The sequence below is a fragment of the Edaphobacter paludis genome (assembly GCF_039993895.1).
Lineage (GTDB): Bacteria > Acidobacteriota > Terriglobia > Terriglobales > Acidobacteriaceae > Edaphobacter > Edaphobacter paludis.
On the sequence record NZ_CP121194.1, the window covers coordinates 2,522,552 to 2,542,294 of the forward strand.

Sequence of the window (19,743 nt, forward strand, 5' to 3'; positions counted from 1 at the left end):
GGATGGAAGTTATCAGCGTGCAGTTGATAGCCGTCCTCCACCAAAAAATCAAATCAAAGGTAACAAATAAAATGTTGAATCTCAATGATCTAAAAGTGAAGCATGGCCAGTTGCTCAACGAAGCTAAAACCCTGATTACGGGTAAGAATGTTACCAGCGAACATCGCAGTCAGTTCGATAAGATCGTAGCCTCTGCCGATGAAATCCAGCAGGATATCAACCGTCTGGAACAGGTTGCCAAGTTTGAGGCAGAATCCCGCTCCACCTCGAAGCCACCGCGCAGCCAGCCCGGTGAGCAGCAGGAAGCCACGCCAGAGCGTGTAGAGAATGAGAAGCGTGCATTCTCGCAGTGGTTCAAGACGGGCCATGTGAGTGAAGAGAACCGCAGCTATCTGCGTAGCTCAGAGACTCGTGATCTTGGTGCAGGCGCGGTGACTGGCTCGATTACTGGCGGGGCCTTCATGGTGCCAGTCTCGATGTATCCATCCATCATTCAAGCCAAGAAATCCTATGGCGCAATTTTGGCTTCGCTCGATACTCTCGTAACGGACCACGGCAACCCGTTGCGTCTGAGCCTGAGCAATGATACCGGCAACGGTCTGACGGTCATCGGGGAAGCTGTAGCGGCCAGTGAGACAGACCCTATCCTTACGGGTGTAACCAGTTCCTGCGACTTCGTAACGACTGGCGTAGTCAAGGTGTCTCTGTCCCTCATTAGTCAGAGTGGCTTTGACCTCGAAGCCTTCCTCACGCAGAACCTGTATCAGCGGTATTACCGTGGCCTCAGTCAGCTTGTAACCAACGGCTCGACCTCTGGCAACGTGGCATCGTTCACGGCCTCTGCAACGGCGGGTGTTACGACTGAGAACCCCATCTCCATCCAATATTCTGAGTTGACCAGTTTATTTGGTGCGCTTGACGCGAGTTTTGTCGAAACGTCCTCGTTCTACATGACAAGCTCGACCAGGGCCTACCTCATGTCCCTTACGGCATCGGCTAGCGGATTGCCCGTCCTACAGCCAGATGCTAACGGCAATCCTTTTTCGAGCATCTTTGGTCGTCCGATTGTTATTTCTCAGTTCAGCGATCAGATTGCAGCGACCAAGACGCCGATCCTGTTTGGTTCGGGTGTTGATAGCTACCTGGTCCGTGAGGCAGGCGGATTGAGCGTCTCCGTGATGCGAGAAGCGTTTTTGCCGCAAGGAGAATTGGGAGTGATTGGCTTTGGGTTGGTCGGAGGTGTCAGTAAGAATGCTGGCGTCTCTCCGCTGGTTGCTCTCAAGATGGCAACCTCGTAAGAATAATGTTTCCTGTCCCTGTATACATCTGAGAGAACCTGCTCACTCGTATACAGGGGAGTGAACACAACAGCTTCACATATTGGAAACAAACTGCCCCGTCCTCTGGATACTCTCCATTGGGCGGGGCATTTTCTGCGTTAGGGGTTAAGGCATCGCTTGAGTCCAATTTCCAGCTTGTCCATGCGGTTGTAGAGACTTGTTAACAGTCGCTGCTCAGTCTTGGTTCTCTGTCTCCCTGCACTCTGTGCAATGATGGCAGCAATCTTCTTTGCTACCGTTTCCATCTTCAGGGCAGAGTCCATTACTCGCATTGGCATTTCAATGTATGGGCTGTAGCTGGATGATTGTGGACCGGAGAGAGGACGGACAGCGATTGTATTTGTTGCAGTCATGATTAAGGCTCCTGGGTTGTTTCTAATTACTCAACCATAATCACACATGCACAAAAGTTATCGCAATGTCAAGACATTTTATACTGCATGGATATTATTGAACGTAATAGAGTTAATAGCAAAAATGAAGAGAAAGGTATTCTGCTCAAATGATGCAGCACTCAATACTCAAGGATTCGCACTTGGTCACAATCAATTACACAGGCGGCAGCAGTGATTCTCTCCATGCCGCAAAATTCACTGTTGACGCCAATGACTCCACCGCACTCCTGGCTTTCGATCTGTCTTATAACCAGAGAAGAGGCAAACAGACGGACAACTATACGGACGTGACGTATCTGTTGGAACACTTAGCGAAAGTTCACATCATTCAAATGAACATAGATAAGGTGAGCAAAGAGCTAAGAAAGTACGACGACAGATATCCTAATGCCAAGTGGACATTGGAAATGGTGTTTGCAGATGGGGTGAAACATCATTTTCCCGGTAAGCTAAACGCGGGATTCAATTCCTTCACTGTGGCTGCACAGGACGGCGCAATTCCTACGTCTTAACCTGATGGCAGGTCATGCTGTCCAGTCAATCGAATTGATCTTGGATTGTGTGTGCGCATCCTCTTGTGGTCGCAAATAACGCATGGTTGAGGCTATGTCAGAGTGTCCCATCATCCCCTGTACCGTGCGGAGATCCAGACCAGACCGGAGCAACTGAGTGCAATAGGTGGCACGAAACTTGTGAAGAAACCACTTCTCACACTCTTCCCTGCTCTTGCATCCCTCGCAACGTCCGCAGTTTAGCTCTGCCTTCTTAACCAAGCCTTTCAGCAACCGGAGCAACTTTGTGTGCGGCCTGTCTTTCGCATTGCCAATAACGAAGTGTTTGTCTGGATTCGCTTCCCTGTACTTTTTCAGCCTCTTAATCAAATCCAAGGGGATCGGGACAGACCGTTCCTCTTTATCCTTGATCCTGAAACCTAATGATGGCTTTGAATGGATGGTGAGCGTTTGGGTCTGAAATGAAATGTCCTCCCATTCCAGATACATTGCTTCCTGTTCCCTCAATCCAGTCTTGAGCAAAAGATCGAAGATGAGCAGATGGTAGGGATCTGTCAGAAACTCGAAAAATGTCTTCAACTCTTTAGGGTCGTATATCTCAGGCAGAGTCTTATCGTATTTGGGTGCACTCTTGCCGAGGGCTGCCACAGGCACGCCACAATCGACTAGAAACGCCTTTACGTTCATGTGCCGGTTGTGAACAGTACGAGCACCACACCCGCGCTTCTTGAGGGCTAAATGGTGGGCTGCAATGTCCTCTGCTGTCACCTGGTCAGCGTATGTCTTGCCTGTGACTGAAAGAAACTCACCTATTGCGAGACGGTATGCAGCGGCAGCAACGGTTGCCCCTCTGTCCTCTGCCGACTGGACAAATGTGTCGGCCCGACGCGATAGCAGAATGCGCCCTTTCTCTTCTACCAGCACGGCACCACCTGCCACGGCTGCATCACGCGCAACCAACAATTGCGCTTCCTTGTCTCTCTCCTGCAAGGCATCCTGCGCATTGGTTCCAACATTGCGATAGACAGGCTTTGATCCTTTATAGGACCGCAACTCGTAATGCCCTTCCGCATACTCGCGGGGCTGGCCATCTACGACCACATAGTTAGGTCTGATTCGTCCATTGCGACCAATGGCGACGGGGTAACGTCTCCACCCTTTTTCGGTTTTGCAGTATCGGAGTAGGATTACCTTGCGATTTGCCATGAGCTAGCCTCTGGAGGTGTTTTACCTCGCTAAAATCTAGCTATGACTATATGCCAACATCTAAGTAATTGTAAACAATAAGGTAACAGATTATTAGCTTACAGTCCCTGTCTCTCCGCCATAAACTAGTTCCAAGACTTCCAAAGACATCTAAACGAGATCATCTAACCCCAGAAAATACTGGGGTTATGTTTTTTAGCGTCCAATAAGGTACAGGGGGAGCCAGCGCTGGGTGCGGGTACATTCGCAGGTATCCTCCTCGCGTAATGCGGGTACATCTCAGAAAAACGGGTGCGAGAGCACGATGTCGCTTACCGATACCGAGATCCGAAGGGCCAAGAAGAGGGAGAAGCCCTACAATCTGAGCGATGGCGGAAACCTCTACCTATGGATCACGCCTCCGGGTGGGAAGCTGTGGCGCTGGGCTTACAGGTATGAGGGAAAAGCGAAACTCATGACCTTTGGAAGGTACCCTGAGATTCCCCTTGCACTGGCCAGGGAGCGCCACGGTGAAGCCCGCAAGCTATTGGCAGTCGGCGTTGATCCGATGGCGAAGCGCAAAGGCGATAGAGCCGCGAGCAAGGCATCTGACGCGAACTCCTTTCAAACTATCGCGCAACTGTGGCTGGAGCACTGGAAGCAGGGTAAGAGCGCTCGCCATGCCGACGGTACGCGGCGACGATTGAAGGCGAATGTGTATCCTCTGCTGGGCATCCGCCCTATTACGGAGATCGAAGCTCCCGAACTTGTGGCGATGGTCAAGGCAATCGAGACGAGGGGCGCAGCTGATTTGGCCAAGCGAGCACTGGAGACAACCGGGCAGATCTTCCGTTATGCCATCGCGCACGGCTGCGCTAAGCGCAACACCGCCGCCGACATCAAGCCCCGGGACGTTCTCAAGCCGACTCGCACGGTCAATCTCGCCCGCGTAAACGCCAAGGAATTACCTGCGCTGCTGAGAGCGATCGAGGTCTACCGAGGGAAAGTGATTACCCGACTGGCAATGAAACTGATGGCTCTAACCTTCGTTCGCACGTCTGAACTGATCGGCGCTCGCTGGGATGAGTTCGACTTAGAGGCGCAGCGCTGGAATATCCCAGCCGAGCGGATGAAGATGAAGACCTCGCACATTGTCTCGTTGGCCACTCAGGCTTTGGAACTTTTGGAACTGTTGCGCCCGCTGACAGGAGGCAGCGAGCTGCTCTTCCCCGGCGACCGCGATCACCGAAAGCCCATGAGCAATAACACCATTCTGGGATCGCTGAAACGCATGGGCTATGGCGGCGTCATGACCGGCCACGGTTTAGGGGGCTCGCGAGCACGATCCTTCACGAGCAGGGATATCAGCATGAGCATATCGAGTTGCAGCTTGCCCACGCGCCTCGTAATGCGGTGAGCGCCGCTTATAACCATGCGCTCTATCTGGAGCCGCGAGCGAAGATGATGCAGCAATGGGCGGACTTCTTAGAACAAACTCAACGCGGCGCCAAGGTCTTAGTCTTTCGGGACGTGGTGGCATAGTGCCAGTCTTCAATCTGGGCGTAACCGTGTCGTCGCTCTCCATCAGCACGTTTTTCTAGCTCCGGAAGCTGTTTGCTGAGCCAGATCGAGTGCGTCCCAGCCTTCATGGCCACTCGTGTCGGAGGCACATCAATAAACCACTTCTCGACTCCCTTCGGAGCGGCTTTGAAACGGTTTCGATCGACCACTTCTACTTCTTCGTTGAGCGTGCAGTAATAGCTCTAGACATCTCCAAGGTTGATACCGACCATCATCTCAACCCTAGGCTGTCTGCATTGGACTTTCGCGACGAGGTGCTGCGAAGAATTTTTCATAGGAAACAGCTCTTTCTCTTTTGAAAGGCCTGCTCATCCTATTTTCCAAATTAATTCGCAAGACAGAGAAATATGGTTCAGGAGTGACTGTATTTCGATTTTCGGTGCAGATTACTTTTTCCATTGATCGAGTGCCTGAAGCAGGACCATCACAAAAATCCACATTAGAACCACCATAATCAATCCAAAACCCACCCAGAAAAGTATCTGCACAAGCTGACTTCCGAACGGTTGCTTTTTCCGCGGATAACGATTTTTCGACATCAGTCACTCGGATTTCGAAGAATGTTTTTAAGTGCAGAGCAGAAATTTCGGCGCTAATTCTGAAACTCTGTCTCCACAGCAGGAAGAATGTCATCGTCGTCAGCAATCCAAACGTATAACGTGGGCAGCAGGAAAACACTCATCACTAGACTGGCGACTAGACCGCCGACGATCACAATGGCAAATGGCCGCTGCGAATCGGAGCCAATTCCGTGTGACAACGCAGCAGGCAGAAGACCGAGCGTTGCCACGAGCATCGTGATCATGATCGGGCGCAGGCGTAGAACGGCGCCTTCCACTGCAGATTCTTCGATCCCATTGCCACGTGCACGTAACTGGTTGATGTATTCAAGCATGATGACGCCTGTCTGCACCGATACGCCGAATAGTGCCAGCAGTCCGACATCAGAAGAGACGCTGAAGTTAGTATGTGTGACCAGGAGCGCCACCAGTCCGCCGATGCTGGCCAGAAGCACATTGGCCATGATGAGCATCGCCCACTTGAAGGACTTGAACATCGTGTAGAGGATAAGAAAGATGAGCAGCACTGTAACGGGAAGTACTACCGCAAATCGCCGGTTAGCGCGCTTCTGGCTTTCATACTCGCCGGCCCAGTCGAAGTGATATCCAGGCGGAAGTTTTACCTCTTTGTTTACATGTGCGATCGCTTCTTCCACAGTGCTGCCCAGATCGCGTCCGCGCACGCTGTACTTAATTGCCACATAACGCTGGCCGCCCTCGCGGTAAATCTCCTCTGCTCCATCATCGGTAGTCGCATTTGTGAGTTGTGCAAGAGATACGCGTTCGCCCGATGGAGAGAGCAGGCGGATGTTCTCGATGGCTTCTCGGGTATCTCGATATTGTTTCTGGTACCGTAATGTGACATCGTAACGTGCATCACCCTTCAATACCTGCGTGAGCGCCCCACCGCCGACTGCTGTCTGAATAGCATCCTGGACATCCGCAACATTGATGCCCCAGCGCGCAGCAGCATCGCGGTTTACGGTGAGATTGAGGTTAGGTTGGCCGATGATGCGGAAGAGTCCCAGATCCTGCACTCCGCGCACGTGACTCATGACGTCGACTACTTGATTGCCCTTTGCTTCGAGAGTCTTCAGATCGTCACCGTAAATTTTTACTGCCAACTCGCCTTTTACTCCGCTGACGGCTTCTTCCATGTTGTCCGAGATCGGCTGCGAGAAGTTCCAGATCACTCCGGGCATTTTCTCCAACTGCTGATTCATGGCAGCGATCAATTCATCCTTGTTCTGGTGAAAGACAGAACGCCATTCTTCCTTTTGCTTTAGATCTACAAAATACTCGGTATTGAAGAAACCGGTTGTGTCGGTGCCATCATCGGGACGGCCAACCTGGCTGACCACCTGCTTGACTTCAGGAAATGAAGACATAACAATGCGGGCCTTGTTCATCAGGTCCACACCCTCGGTTGGGCCAGTGCTTGGCGCGAGCGTGCCGCGAACCCACAGCGCTCCTTCATCGAGGTGAGGTAGAAACTCTGAACCGATGGCGCCTCCAAAGGCAAGAAATGCGGCAACCAGGAGTGCGCCTACTGCCACTCCTACCGTGAGGACGCGGCGTTTAATGGCCCATTTTACCGCTGGACGGTATCGAACGGTAAGCCACGTCATTACCGGATTAGCCCACTCTTTAGCACCGCGCTGAAAGAAGAAATCTGCCAGCACCGGGGCAATGAGCATAGAGAAGGTGAGCGCGCCGAGAAGAGCAAACGCTACCGTCCAGGCCATCGGTTTGAAGAGACGCCCTTCTACGGACTGTAGCGTAAAGATTGGAAGATAGGCAGTGATAATGATAGCAATCGCATAGAAAACGGGGCGCTGTACTTCGTGTGCGGCGTCGCGAATTTTATCTCTTGGGCTGCGATAGTCGGTTCCATTGTGACTCAGGTGGCGGATGATGTTCTCGATCATAACTACGGCGCCGTCTACCACCATGCCGAAGTCGAGAGCGCCAAGCGAAAGAAGGTTCGCCGGAATGTGCCGTAGATCGAGACATATCGACGCGAACAGTAGCGAGAAAGGAATGGTAAGCGCAACGATAAAAGCGCCGCGAGCATTCCCGAGGAACAGAAACAAAATGATCGCCACGAGAATAATGCCGTGCGCCATGTTGTGGAGCACAGTATGCGTTGTGAAATGCACTAAATCAGACCGATCAAGGAACGGAACAATCTTCACTCCCTTGGGAAGGATATGATCGTTCAACTCGTCGGTCATTTTGTGAATGGCCTGGAGTACCGGGTCGGCATCGTCGCCTTTTTGCAGAAGAACGACACCTTCTACAACGTCATCGTTATCGACGACTTTGCCGTCCACGCGCCGGATGGCTTTGCCGATCTGCCCCAGACGGATCTTCGAGCCTTGCGTTACAGTCGCAATGTCTTTGATCCGCAGTGGCGTTCCGCTCTGCGTTTTGATAACTGTATTGGCGATGTCCTGAATGCTTGTGAAGAGGCCGACGGAGCGCACATTGATCTGCTGGCTGCCCTCCTCGATAAAGCTGCCGCCGGCATTTACATTGTTATTCGCGAGCTGTTGTTCTACCTGGCCGATGCTTAGCCCATACGAGATGAGTTTGTCGGGGTCCAGCCGTACCTGATACTCCTTGGTTGTTCCTCCGAAGCTCGAAACGTCCACGACTCCAGGGACATTTTTGTATGCCTTCTCCAGTGTCCAATCTTCGAGCGACTTCAATTCCATCAGGTCGTACGAAGGGTTTTTGCTCTCCAGCGTGTACCAGTAAATTTGCCCTACGGGACTCCAGTCGGTACCGATTTGCGGCTGTAGACCGGTAGGCAGGGTGACTTGCGAAAGCCTTTCCAGCACATGCTCGCGGTTCCAGTCATTCGTCGAATCGTCATCGAAGACCATGGTGACGCTGGAAAGTCCCGCCAGCGACACTGATCGCAGATGCTGCATGTGCGGGATGCCGGCCATCGCTATTTCGAGGGGAATTGTAACCTGCTGTTCCACCTCTTCCGACGCGCGGCCAGGCCATTGAGTGATCACCTGCACATAATTGTTTGCAACGTCTGGATACGCTTCAATAGGCAGGTTGCGAAACGAGAGAATACCCCAGCAAAACAACAGGACGGCACCGCCAAGCACAATCCAGCGGTTCCGGAGCGCAAAATCAACCAGTGCACGAATCATCTACTGCTCCACCGTACTGTTCAGTGAAAGTGCATTGCTGACCACCTGCTGGCCTGCACTGACGCCCGACATGATCTCCTGCTGATTGTTCGGCAGCATTTTGCCCGTGGTAACTTCCACTCGCCGGAACTGATTGTCTCCGGCAGGAACAAAGACCCAATCCCGATCGTGCAGATGGAGGACCGCATCTGCCGGAACTGTGGCCCGCTGTTCGAGATGTTTCCCATGGAAATTAGCCGTGACAAACATACCGATATTCATGAATCCAGGGTTGTGTACCTGAAGACGTACCTGGGCAGTTCGGAGATTCGGATCAAGGATCGGGCTGATATTGCTGATCGTACCGGTGAGAACCTTATCGGGATAGGCATTGAAGTGAATGTCTGCCGTCTGTCCAAGATGGATGGAAGGAATGTCGTTCTCATACACGTTGCAGATCACCCAGACATCGGAAAGATTGGCAATCGTGAAAGCTGTGGAGGATCCTGAATAGGTGACGCCCGCGGCTGCAGCATCTGTCACGTTTTGCGTAACGACTACACCGGATGTCGGTGCGTACACGTTAACAATGTTGCTCGGGTGATCTTTATCAATACCCAGCGTCTGCAATTGTTGCTCTGCTGCATGTAAGTCGGCTACTGCATCCTGCTCTGTATTCTGTGCCTGTTCGAGCTGGCTTTGTGGAATCGCGCCATGCTGATAAAGAATTTCTGCGCGCCTTAACTGGGTAGTCGCGAGATGCTCATCGTTGACCGCTTTGAGGTATGTATTGAATGCTCCGGCGACGTCATTGCTTTGCACCCGCATGAGCAACTGTCCTTTCTTTACGGTATCTCCAAGCCGTACACGAATATCAACGACACGACCTGATGCGAGCGAGATGACAGGAAGCATTTTGGCGATATCGGGATTCACCGTTCCTGTCACATTCAGATCAGAGGCAGCCTGATAGGGAGCGGATACCGTTAACGGAAATTGTTCTGGGTGATCGACAGTCACTTCGTTTGAATCTGAAACGTGGATTACCTGTGTTGGTGGAGGTGCACCAGCTGCAGGGTCGGACTTTTTTTCGCACGCGGTCAGCGAAAGGCAGATGATGCAGCCGACAGCTTTCAATATAAACTTACGCATTATTGGATCACCTCGCGCCCAACGGCAAGATTCAACTGGCTCGCGGCCGTTAAATAAGAACCGACCAGTTGTAGATAGGCCAACTGGACATTGCGGTAGTCACTCTGCGCATTGAGAAAATCCAGCAAAGAAGCTCCACCGTGCTGATAAGAGAACGTGATGGTGTCGCGGACGCGAGAGGCTTGCGCCAGATATTTGTCTTTGTATGGCCGGAGCAAGATGAGATTGCTGTTCACCTGTGCATGGGCCGAATCGACATCAGCGAACACCTGCGCCCGCACCGCATCCTCTACTTGCTGATTGCGTCCGATGTCCAGTTGCGTACGTTGCTTTTCGCCCTGATTGCGATCGAAGATGCGAAGTGGAATGCTCACGCTGGCGCCCACTGTCTGGTGGGCATACGGATTATTAAAGGATGGGTTGTACGTATACCACGCGCTGAACGTTGGATCGGTTGAACCATTGGCGATAGCCAATTTATGGTTAGTGATCGACTGCTGAGCCGACTCAAGAGCTGCTCTCAGATCAGGACGGTTATCGAGGGCGATCTGGCGGAACGTTGCAAGCGGCTGCAATTGGTCAGAGAAATCAAAAGTACCCTGAACATCAAACTGGTCTACCGGCGTTTTGTCATTAAGCAGTTGAAGCAGCTGAATCTTGGACGTTCGCAGATTTACTTCAGCTGTTTGTAGATCGGACTCATACTGCACGCGCTGCAACTCAATTCGATCCAGGTCCACCTGCGCGAGGTCTCCCTGCTTGAAGCGGTCGCGGCTGATATCGATGATGTGATCGTAGTAATCAAGTTCCTGACGCGCCAACTGTAGTACCGCTTTTGCCTGGAGAGTCTGCACGAATACTGACCTTAGATTGAAAAGAAGATTCCGCTCAAGATCCTCGTGTTGCGACCCTGCAATTTGAGTGCCCTCTTTCGCAGTCTCCAGACGGAATTCCCTTTTGCGGTCGCGTTCATGGAGGTAACTAAAATTCGATTGATATTGAGTTCCTACCAATGGTTGCCAAACTCCTTTATAAGGAGTGAGTTGGGTCCCATCCGTTGATAAGGTGAGTTGGGGATTCGGCCTGAGATAAGCCGTGATTTCCTCGGCTTTCATCTCCTGCACGTTGATGGCATCCGCCTTCAACGTAGGATTTGCGGTTTCAAACTTGATCTTAACTTGCTCCCACGTCAGGCCGGTTTGCGCGTTCAAAGACATGCTTGTGAGCATCAGAGCGGCACAAGACAAAAGCAGAGAAATAAATGGCTTTCTGAGAATCATGCAATAAATTCGGCTTCGGAGTATGGTTCGAGGAAGTGTGTTCCCAGATTTAAGCTACCCACCTAATGATGTTTAGGTGGCAAAGGCTCAGGAAATGCTCTACTCGTAGAGTAGAGGCATAGAGTGGCGAAATCGCCCTATCTATCAGACACAGAGGCTATCTTTCGGCTATCCAGCATTGAGCCATCAAAGGATGCGGGCACCATGTTTTATACCGAAGTCACAAAAAAATGAGCCGTTAATACAATGAAAGAGCTTACGTTCCCTAGTTGCTAAGGCAGGAAAATCATGCTTTCGTCAGTGTTTCAAGGCAGCAAGAAATCCGTTTTGGTCAGCACCAGCGTGTTAATTGTGGTGATCGCACTGATTGATTGGCGCGCGATTAATGAACTTCCGCTAGGTTTTCTTTACCTGCTTCCAATGCTCATGGTGGGAAGAATCCTGAATCCTCGCCAGATTGCTCTAGTCGCCGCACTATGTACATTTCTCACTGAGATTTTTGATGAATTTGTTTGGAGTTTTAGAACAGGAATTCCCCGCGATATCTTGTACTTCTCCGGCTTCTTTTGCGCGGGCTTATTTGTGTGTGAAATCAACCGAAGTCGCCGCACTGCCATCGAACACTTGCATGAAATTGAGAGACAGCGAGACGCGCGTCGCGATGCTGAAGATCAACTTAAGGTACTGGTAGAAAGTAGCCCCGCAGCCATCGTCACTACTGACTCGACTGGATGCGTTGTCATGGCGAATGAAGCAGCTCATCGAATGCTGGCGTTGCAACCCGGTGTTCTTCCGGGACAATTGATTCATCGGTATTTTCCATCTCTTGTAAATGTCTCCCGCCAGGAAGCGACACCTCGCCTCTTTCGCACGATGATGCAATCCCGCGGTCAGCGTGCTGACGGAGAAGTATTTTTGGCAGAGATTTGTTTTTCGACCTATCGTACAAATGGCGGGACGCGCCTCGCAGCCATGATTCTGGATACATCCGAAGAACTTCGTACTCGTGAGGAGAGCAGTCTGCACCAAATGCTGGCCGGGTCGCGCATCGCAGCGGCAGCAGTTTCCCATGAAGTTCGCAATGTATCCGGCGCTATTTCAGTAGTTCATCAGAATCTCGCACGTAGCGGACTGCTTTCTCAAAATAAGGACTTTGAAGCCCTCGGAAGTCTCCTGCATGCGTTGGAACGTATCGCTGGCGTAGACCTGCGTCAATATACAGACCAGACTGCGGAGACTGACCTGACCTCCGTACTTGACGATGTGCGGATCGTAGTGGCACCGGCGCTTAGGGAAGCTGGGATCGAAGGCCGATGGGAGATTCCTTCCGAACTACCTGTGGTGTGGGCAGACCAGCAGAATCTTATGCAGGTCTTTCTGAATCTGGCCTCGAATAGTATTCGCGCACTTACAGATAGAGACGACAAAAAGCTGTCTATTGTAGCCAGAGTCAGCGATCAGTATGTGCTGATTGAGTTCACTGACAACGCCGGTGGGGTAGCTTATCCCGATCAATTGTTTCGTCCATTTCAAAGGGAAGCGCAGATAACAGGCCTCGGTCTATTTCTGTCACGTGCTTTTATGCGCGCTTGTAGAGGCGAACTGCGATACAGGCCCATCCCAGGGGGAGCCTGTTTCATCGTCGAGATGCCAATTGTGGAACAATCAAAGGGGCTCGCATGAGCACTCCAACACGCATTCTACTGCTCGACGATCACAGTCTTTTTCGCGAAAGCCTTGTCCGGCTTCTCGAGTCGGAGCCGGATTTCCGTGTTGTGGCCCATTGTGCAACCGTTTCCGCGGCAATCGATGTTCTCCAACGGACCCCAATTGATGTTGTCCTGCTGGACTATGATCTCGGCGAAGAGCGGGGAACCGATCTACTGCGCCAGCTTCATGCCTGCAAAAGCTCGCCAAGAGTGCTGATGGTAACGGCGGGGATAAGTGAGCGTACCACTCTGGACATACTTAATGCTGGTGTGGCCGGAGTTCTTTTCAAACATAGCAATCCAACTCAGTTGGTGGATGCTATTCGAAAAATAGCACAGGGCGAGATGTGGCTTGACGGCGGCATCGTTCGATCATTGGTGTCGGGAGTAAAAGACCGAGGCGCAGAGACTCGGAACACGCGACCGCTGACCTCACGCCAGCAAGAGGTTCTTTCAGGAATTCTCGATGGCCTCACTAATAAAGAGATTGCGTGGAATCTGAAGGTTTCAGAAAGCTCGATTAAGGCCGTGATTCAGGAGTTGTTCCAGAAGGCGGGGGTGAGAACACGTAGCCAATTGGTGAGAATCGCCATCGAAAAACATGCTGGCGACTGGCTCAGTAATGACAAGAAGCTAGGATAGGCCGAATCAACTGACCGGGGCAGGCTATTTAGCGTTGGGAGGTCAGCAGATTGGAAGTGCGCTCATTTCCAATCGTCAAGGTTCTTAAACCCTCCGGCTAAAGGTATCTGGAAATTGAGCTTCAAGTTGCGATAACAGGGCGATGCACTCATCCGCTCCGTTTGAGACCGCGATTTCTGCTAGATGCAAAGTTGTCCGTGGATACAGCTTTGTCCCTCATACTCTAGGCCGCTTCGAAATATCCCGTATATTACGTGGAGCAACAGCGATGAGCACCTGTAGACGGTTTTGTTTCGGGCCAGGAGGCACGGAAAGAGATCAGTGCCGGCATGTAAAGCGCTCTTCTCAGGTGACGATTCCCGGCACGATCCGAGACGCCAATCGACTCCTGGGATGGCGCACCGCGATCTGGTTAGCCAAATCACCAAAGCTCTCGTCACTCAGGTCTCTCAATTGCTTTATGAGCGCCGAGCAAATTCTTTCTCCGCTTTGTGCGCGCTATTTTTGAACTCCATCATGCAACCGCTCTGTGCGCTTCTGGATCCACTTCGTGACTACTTGTGCCAGCACGCAAAACTGTTTGATCGAACACACGGCTCACAGTTGTTCCGTTGGCCTGCTTATCTCAGGAAGGTTAAGTTCGGTTATCATGGCAATTCCCTGCCGGGCTGAACGCTGGGACGGACCCTAAAGCCGGACGGTGCGACTCTCAAGCCATTGGTCGATCTGATTCTCTATCCAGCCAACCGCCCGCGCGCCGAGCGAAACAGGCTTGGGGAAGATGCCGTCAGACATCATCTTGTAGATCGAACTGCGAGAGATGCCCGTGCGCGATTCGACTTGTTTACGGCGAAGAATTGAGACGGATGAGCAGGCTTGCTGTGACATGGTTGCTCCTTGAGATTTTGGCGCTAAACACTGAACCCTGGCTACTGGGCTTGGCTCTGCGTGGTAATCCCACGGATAATCTCGCCCTTTGAGAAGGCGGCACCAACACTGTTGCAGCTAGTACACCAAATTCAAGGTCGACGGTTATTCCGCTGAACGCTCAGAGATTCCATTGCAGGCCGACCTACCAGCCCTCCGTCGTGGCAGAAATTATAAATAGGTTTCACGTTTGCACGTGTCAATTCGCGAAGTGGTCCAAGAATTGTGCCGGTGAGGGTACTTTTGCGGGCACTTCAAGACAACACATTTCTATCCACTTGAAATTGAGCAACTTGCGGTTAGATAAGAATCCCTGTCTCTTTTAAGGGGCTTTCATAATCAACGATTTAGCCACTAACCAGTTCACAATCAATACTTACAAGCAATCCGATAATTCTGGACGAATCGCCCATTTCGGCTTTTTTTGGCTCCTTTTGGGCCTGTTTTGGATACCATGGATGGATACCTCCCCGCCTGCACATCTAATTCTTGGCTGTCAGCGAATCACGCGGTACGTGGCTCAGTTTAAAATTCTTGCCGATAGATTCTATGGCCGGCGCCAAAATCGTCTCATCAGCGCGCATACCCCGTTGTGGCCATGCGCGAGCCGAGACGCTTGAAGGCTTCATCGCTTACAGGATGGACGCCGCTGGCCGAGACCCACCGGTTGTAGAAGTTGAATAGGGCGCAGGCGGAGATGGCATAGAAAATTGCTCCATCGTCCCATCCTGCGGCATTCAGCTCGCTGGTGTCCGCCGCCGTGATGGATGCCGGAGCGAGCGTGACTTTGCGAACGAAGCGGAGCAGAGCTTTCTGCTTTTCGTCGATGCTCGATGATTCAAGGTCATGAATCACACCCCAGACAAGGGATTCGTCCCCCAGCAATTTTGCGGAGACAGCGGCATGCGCCTTCATGCAGAACTCGCACTGATTGAGCGACGAGGTGTAAGCAGCGATCAGTTCGCGAAGCCCGGGGCTGATCGGACACTCGTTATGCATCAGCGTGTGCGAAAGTGCGGCAAGATGATGCGCCACTTCGGGATCGAAGGCCAGCAGATGCCATATCTGCCAGTAGTCCCCGCCGGAAGACTTTGCGCTCTCGATGAGGTCACGATAGACGCTGGGCTTTGGGTTATCTTCGACTCCGCGGAGAAACATTGGTTCCTGTGCAACATGCGATGTGCTCATAGGTTCTCCTCTGTGCGGGCCTGGCTTAGATCGACATCGAAGAGTTGTTGCGATGCCAGGCCGAAGGTATTGGCTACGCGGTTGAAACAAGAGAACAGCGCCGTAATGTGAACCGTCTCGGCGATCTGAGGCTCACGCCATCCGGCATCCTGCAACGATGCGATATCGGCCCGGGAAATTTTGTAGGACTCGTCGGTCACTTTGGCGACGAAGTTCAAAAGACCGCGCTCGTTGACGGTGAGGGAGGGACTGGTTAGATCTCCGGTGAAGAGTGCTAGCAGGAGCCGCTCGCTGCCTCCCTGCTGATGCAGGAACGAGGCATGGCTGTCGAGACAGTAGGGGCAGGCGTTAAGCGCGGAGACGTACGTCGCGATCATCTCTTTCGTCCTGCGGGGGAGGTGCCCCTCGACAAAGAGAAGATCGGAGGCGATTGCCAGCATCTGTTCCAGCAACGGCGGGTGAGTGGCGAAGCATTTCAAAATGCCGGGGACGTGCTCACGCCCGAAGCGAGTGCGATAGTCGGCGTAGACCCTGGCCACGGCGCCGGTTGCAACGTCTTCTTCTACGACGGCAAGAGTAGGAGCGGATTGATACGGGATATCGGCGAGAGCGGTTTCTAGCGTGCTCAAAGAGAACCTTTCTTGATGGGATGCGGCAGCAGTAGCCGCCGCATCCCCTTGGGAAATGCTTAAAAAGCCAGCCGCGCGGCAAACTGAAAGGCCCTTGGGCCGCCTGAACCGAAGAAGCCTCCAGCGGTGGTTACGGCAGAGTAGAAGTTGCTCTGGACGCTCTGTGTCGGCTGGCCGTTCTGTGCCGCCTGATAAGGGCCGATGGCGATGTTTCTTCCCGAGTAGTTGTTGTTGCTGGTGCCGCGAATATTGGTCTCGTTGAAGACGTTGAATGTCTCTCCAATTAAGCTCAGAGTTACACGGTCTTTGAAAAGGAAGTCCTTCTTCAAGCGAAGGTCGAGCGAACTGAATGGGCTGTAAAAGTTGATATTGGCAGGCACATGCTGGAGAGTTCCGCCGGCCAGGCACGGATATGCCGCCGGACAGGCAGGAAGAGCGTTCCACTTGTCGATAACGGCGTTGAGCTGATTGCTGTTCTTGATCTGTCGGCCAATCGAGTTGCGGGAAAGCAGTGGCAGACGCGAACCGCTTGCGCCATTGATGGAGCCAGTGCCGGGAAGGAAGGTATCGGCCGGAACGCCCGAGCCAAAGGTATAGATGGGCGCCAGCGAGACACGCCAGGGAAGCTGCGCCTCTCCGTAGAGAGTAATCCGGCTGCGCTCATCGGTAACGGCGTATCCCTTTTCAAGCTGAGGCTGGTTGATTCCCTCCACCAGGTTGACCTGCTCATTGGCGTTACCGTTAGTGAGTTGATCGTCGTTGGAGTAGTCCAGCGTCTTCGAGAGGGTGTAGCTGATGTTGTATTGATAGCCGATGGGGCCCAGCTTTGCGCTACGGTGCTGGAAACTGAAGATGAACCCGTCATACCAGGACTTCGCCTTCGACTCCAGAATCGTAATGCTGTCAGAGATGCCGGTAACGGGGTCGGTGATCAGACAGGGAGCGTTGCTGCCAGGGCAGGAGACGTAGGGCGATGTCGAATCGTCTGTGCGAAGAAAATGCCCGTTCAACTGACGGCGCGCGAAGACGTGCAGGCCGTCGGCGGACAGGATCCAATTGTTGCCGAATTGTTGCTGCAGACCCAGGGAGAACTGCTGGACGATAGGATGGTGGGCGTCAGGCCCGGTGGCCTGCATGCCGACACCGCCGGTCTGATGCGGTCCGCTAAAGGGAGCGGCCAGGCTGGGGGTGCCGGGAGCGAAGCTGGATAACGGCGCGAAGCAGGCTCCGAGGCTTGGAGGCCCGGGTACATAAGGCGAGATGCAGGCGGAGCCGGCATATTGGGTTACCGTCAGCGCGCGATTATTCTGCACCAGTTCTTTCGAGGCAGCTTCGAGAATAATGCGGTCGTAGTAGATCCCGTAACCTCCGCGGAGAACAGTCTTACCGCCACCGAAGGGATCATAGGCAAAGCCGAGGCGTGGACTGAAGTCTTTGGTATCGGGAGATTTCTTGAGGTTGAGGATGTTCGCCATCCAGGTGCATGGCGTTGAGGGCAACGATGTGAGGTTTGGGCACGGTCCATGTTCGCTGGAGGTGCCGGTGATGTTCGTATCGTATTCCCAACGAAGTCCCAGATTCAGCGTCAAACGGGAAACGACACGCCAGTCGTCTTGTATATAACCTGCCACATAACTATTGAAGACAGTGGGGATGGGCACGGGCGTGACGGGAGCGCTGCTCTTAAGAGCAACCGCGATGGGGATGTCGAGATCGTTGACCTTGCCGTCTCCGTTGAGATCGGCGAAACCGAAGTCAGTGGTAAGAATGACAGTGCCTGAACCGAAGACATTGATCTCACCAGCTGCAGTATAGTGTTGAAACTCCGCTCCCAGTCGCAGGGAATGCTTGCCAAGAGCCCAGGAGTAAGCGTCACGGAACTGGACGCGGTTGAGATGCGTGGCCTGGGGAAGATTGAAGTTGGCGCCATCCGCGAGACTGGGGAAGATGAGTTCATTGGTAAGGTCTAGTTGCGGGTTGGTAACAGGTGAACTCTGCGGGAAGGGAGGAATCTCGTTGGCAAAGTTGTCATAGTGGAAGGAGAAGTCGTTGACGCGCGTAGGAGAGAGAACTGTGGTGAGAGCGGCCTGAATGGAGTTGAAGCGGTTGAGCGAATTCTGCCGCTCCGCGGCGCTGAAGGAAGGGGTGGACTGCGAGGGCGTGGCCTCACCGGTGTCGGTCGAACGATTGAAAGAGTACCGCACCATAAGGCTGTTGCTTGCACCGAGCTTCTGGTCGTAACGGGTAGACCAGAGGGCATCGCGTAGCGGAGCAGGTGCAGACGTATGTTGGATCTGTGAATTCGTGAAATCGCGTGCGCCCGTCTGGAGCGCCGCATTCTGATCCCGATATTCAAATGCACTGAAGAGCCACGCTTTGTCTCGGCGCAGCGGGCCATCGAACGATGCGCCGTATTGCTCGCGATCGAAGGGTGGGGTGGGGAGAGAGCGGTCGAAGGTTGCCGGCAGTGCCTGCAGGTTTCGGTTGCGTTCAAACATGAAGAGCGATCCGTGAAACGCATTTGTTCCTGATTTGGTGACGATATTGATGATGCTGTTGCCGGAACGTCCGACTTCAGCCGTGAATCTCGCGGTGGCAATCTGAAACTCCTGAACGGAGTCGGCGGGAAAGTTGGCGAGAGTTCCTCCGACGATCTCGTCGTTGTTGTCCCCGCCATCCACCGTAATATTTCCGCCTCGACCGAAGCTACCCGCGGAGCTTACTTCGAGCGTGTTGGTCTTGGTGGGATCGAAAGTGGGAGCGGGACGATTGCCCGGCACAAGGTAGGCGAGTTCGAGGAAGTTTCGGCCGTTGAGCGGAATGTTCGCTATGGTCTTCGAAGTGATCTGGCCCTGGATCATGGACTGCGATAAATCGACACCTTGATTGTCGGCAGTCACATTTACCACCGAGTGGGCGCCTGCGGGGTAGATTTCCACGTCAATGGTCCGCGCTTTGCCAGCTTCAAGGACAATGCCGTGCGTTTCGGTTGCCGCGAAGGTGGAACTTTCGACACGCAAGTTATAGCTACCGACATCGAGCGACGAGAAGACATACAAGCCTTCTGCGTTTGTCAGCGCCTGCCGCGAAGTGCCTTGGGCCGTGTTGGTGACAGTGACTTGTGCGCCTGAGACACTGGCGCCCTGAGGGTCAGCAACTCTGCCATTGATTGTGGCGCTGGGAAGCTGTCCATAGGCCAGTGTGGTCACTGCCATCCAGACAAGTGATGCAAGGGTTTTACGCATTTCGACCACTCCATTTTTCAGCTGGCACACGCACGTACAGAAGTACGGCAGTTCAGGAACCGTTGTACCGATCAAAGAATCTTGATGAGTTGTGTTGGTGCCAACACTATAGGCGAGGATGAGACTTGTCATGGCCCGGAGGATTGAGTGGCCGCTCCATCCTTTGATGGAAGCTCACTGTAAATGAATTCTCTTCTCGGTCTCAATCTTTTGGTGGATGCCGATTGCGGAAACGACACGTAGCATGGT

15 protein-coding genes are annotated in these 19,743 nt (G+C 52.9%); 5 read left to right on the top strand and 10 right to left on the bottom strand.

The features are described from left to right. Positions 1-71: 71 nt before the first annotated feature. Together P4G45_RS10470 and P4G45_RS10475 are read left to right on the top strand one after the other, a co-directional pair. Positions 72-1,298, top strand: a complete 1,227-nt coding sequence (locus P4G45_RS10470) for a phage major capsid protein (RefSeq protein WP_348266425.1) — start codon at positions 72-74, stop codon at positions 1,296-1,298. A 544-nt stretch (positions 1,299-1,842) separates the two neighbouring features. After that, complete coding sequence (locus P4G45_RS10475; RefSeq protein ID WP_348266426.1) at positions 1,843-2,247, top strand: hypothetical protein; 405 nt, start codon at positions 1,843-1,845, stop codon at positions 2,245-2,247. A 12-nt stretch (positions 2,248-2,259) separates the two neighbouring features. Here the strand turns inward: P4G45_RS10475 and P4G45_RS10480 are convergent, their stop codons facing one another. After that, on the bottom strand, positions 2,260-3,453 hold the full coding sequence (locus tag P4G45_RS10480) for a tyrosine-type recombinase/integrase (RefSeq protein ID WP_348266427.1): 1,194 nt from the start codon (positions 3,451-3,453) through the stop codon (positions 2,260-2,262). Positions 3,454-3,757: 304 nt separating this feature from the next. Between P4G45_RS10480 and P4G45_RS10485 the strand changes: the two genes are divergently transcribed. Continuing rightward, on the top strand, positions 3,758-4,849 hold the full coding sequence (locus P4G45_RS10485) for an integrase arm-type DNA-binding domain-containing protein (RefSeq protein ID WP_348266428.1): 1,092 nt from the start codon (positions 3,758-3,760) through the stop codon (positions 4,847-4,849). A 79-nt stretch (positions 4,850-4,928) separates the two neighbouring features. On the opposite strand, the gene P4G45_RS10490 is transcribed toward P4G45_RS10485, so the two are convergent. From P4G45_RS10490 to P4G45_RS10510, 5 genes are all read right to left on the bottom strand, one after another. Further along, positions 4,929-5,162 carry a hypothetical protein gene (locus P4G45_RS10490; protein WP_348266429.1) on the bottom strand — a complete coding sequence of 78 codons (234 nt, stop codon included), beginning with the start codon at positions 5,160-5,162 and terminating at the stop codon, positions 4,929-4,931. A 73-nt stretch (positions 5,163-5,235) separates the two neighbouring features. Continuing rightward, complete coding sequence (locus tag P4G45_RS10495) at positions 5,236-5,646, bottom strand: hypothetical protein (protein WP_348266430.1); 411 nt, start codon at positions 5,644-5,646, stop codon at positions 5,236-5,238. Continuing rightward, positions 5,606-8,743: a CusA/CzcA family heavy metal efflux RND transporter gene (locus P4G45_RS10500; RefSeq protein ID WP_348266431.1), complete on the bottom strand. Its 3,138-nt coding sequence runs from the start codon at positions 8,741-8,743 to the stop codon at positions 5,606-5,608. Before P4G45_RS10500 ends, P4G45_RS10495 begins: the two co-directional genes overlap by 41 nt. Next, a complete protein-coding gene (locus tag P4G45_RS10505) occupies positions 8,744-9,874 on the bottom strand; it encodes an efflux RND transporter periplasmic adaptor subunit (RefSeq protein WP_348266432.1) in 1,131 nt (376 codons plus the stop codon). Further along, positions 9,874-11,154, bottom strand: a complete 1,281-nt coding sequence (locus tag P4G45_RS10510) for a TolC family protein (RefSeq protein ID WP_348266433.1) — start codon at positions 11,152-11,154, stop codon at positions 9,874-9,876. Before P4G45_RS10510 ends, P4G45_RS10505 begins: the two co-directional genes overlap by 1 nt. Positions 11,155-11,442: 288 nt before the next feature. On the opposite strand from P4G45_RS10510, the gene P4G45_RS10515 reads away from it, so the two are divergent. Continuing rightward, complete coding sequence (locus P4G45_RS10515) at positions 11,443-12,837, top strand: PAS domain-containing sensor histidine kinase (RefSeq protein WP_348266434.1); 1,395 nt, start codon at positions 11,443-11,445, stop codon at positions 12,835-12,837. Continuing rightward, positions 12,834-13,505, top strand: a complete 672-nt coding sequence (locus tag P4G45_RS10520) for a response regulator transcription factor (RefSeq protein ID WP_348266435.1) — start codon at positions 12,834-12,836, stop codon at positions 13,503-13,505. Before P4G45_RS10515 ends, P4G45_RS10520 begins: the two co-directional genes overlap by 4 nt. A 687-nt stretch (positions 13,506-14,192) precedes the next feature. Here P4G45_RS10520 and P4G45_RS10525 read toward each other — a convergent pair. From P4G45_RS10525 to P4G45_RS10540, 4 genes are all read right to left on the bottom strand, one after another. After that, a complete protein-coding gene (locus P4G45_RS10525; protein ID WP_348266436.1) occupies positions 14,193-14,393 on the bottom strand; it encodes an AlpA family transcriptional regulator in 201 nt (66 codons plus the stop codon). A 612-nt stretch (positions 14,394-15,005) separates the two neighbouring features. Beyond that, positions 15,006-15,620, bottom strand: a complete 615-nt coding sequence (locus P4G45_RS10530; RefSeq protein ID WP_348266437.1) for a peroxidase-related enzyme — start codon at positions 15,618-15,620, stop codon at positions 15,006-15,008. Then, positions 15,617-16,249: a peroxidase-related enzyme gene (locus P4G45_RS10535; protein WP_348266438.1), complete on the bottom strand. Its 633-nt coding sequence runs from the start codon at positions 16,247-16,249 to the stop codon at positions 15,617-15,619. Before P4G45_RS10535 ends, P4G45_RS10530 begins: the two co-directional genes overlap by 4 nt. 59 nt (positions 16,250-16,308) lie before the next feature. Next, a complete protein-coding gene (locus P4G45_RS10540; RefSeq protein ID WP_348266439.1) occupies positions 16,309-19,494 on the bottom strand; it encodes a carboxypeptidase regulatory-like domain-containing protein in 3,186 nt (1,061 codons plus the stop codon). Positions 19,495-19,743 lie beyond the last annotated feature (249 nt).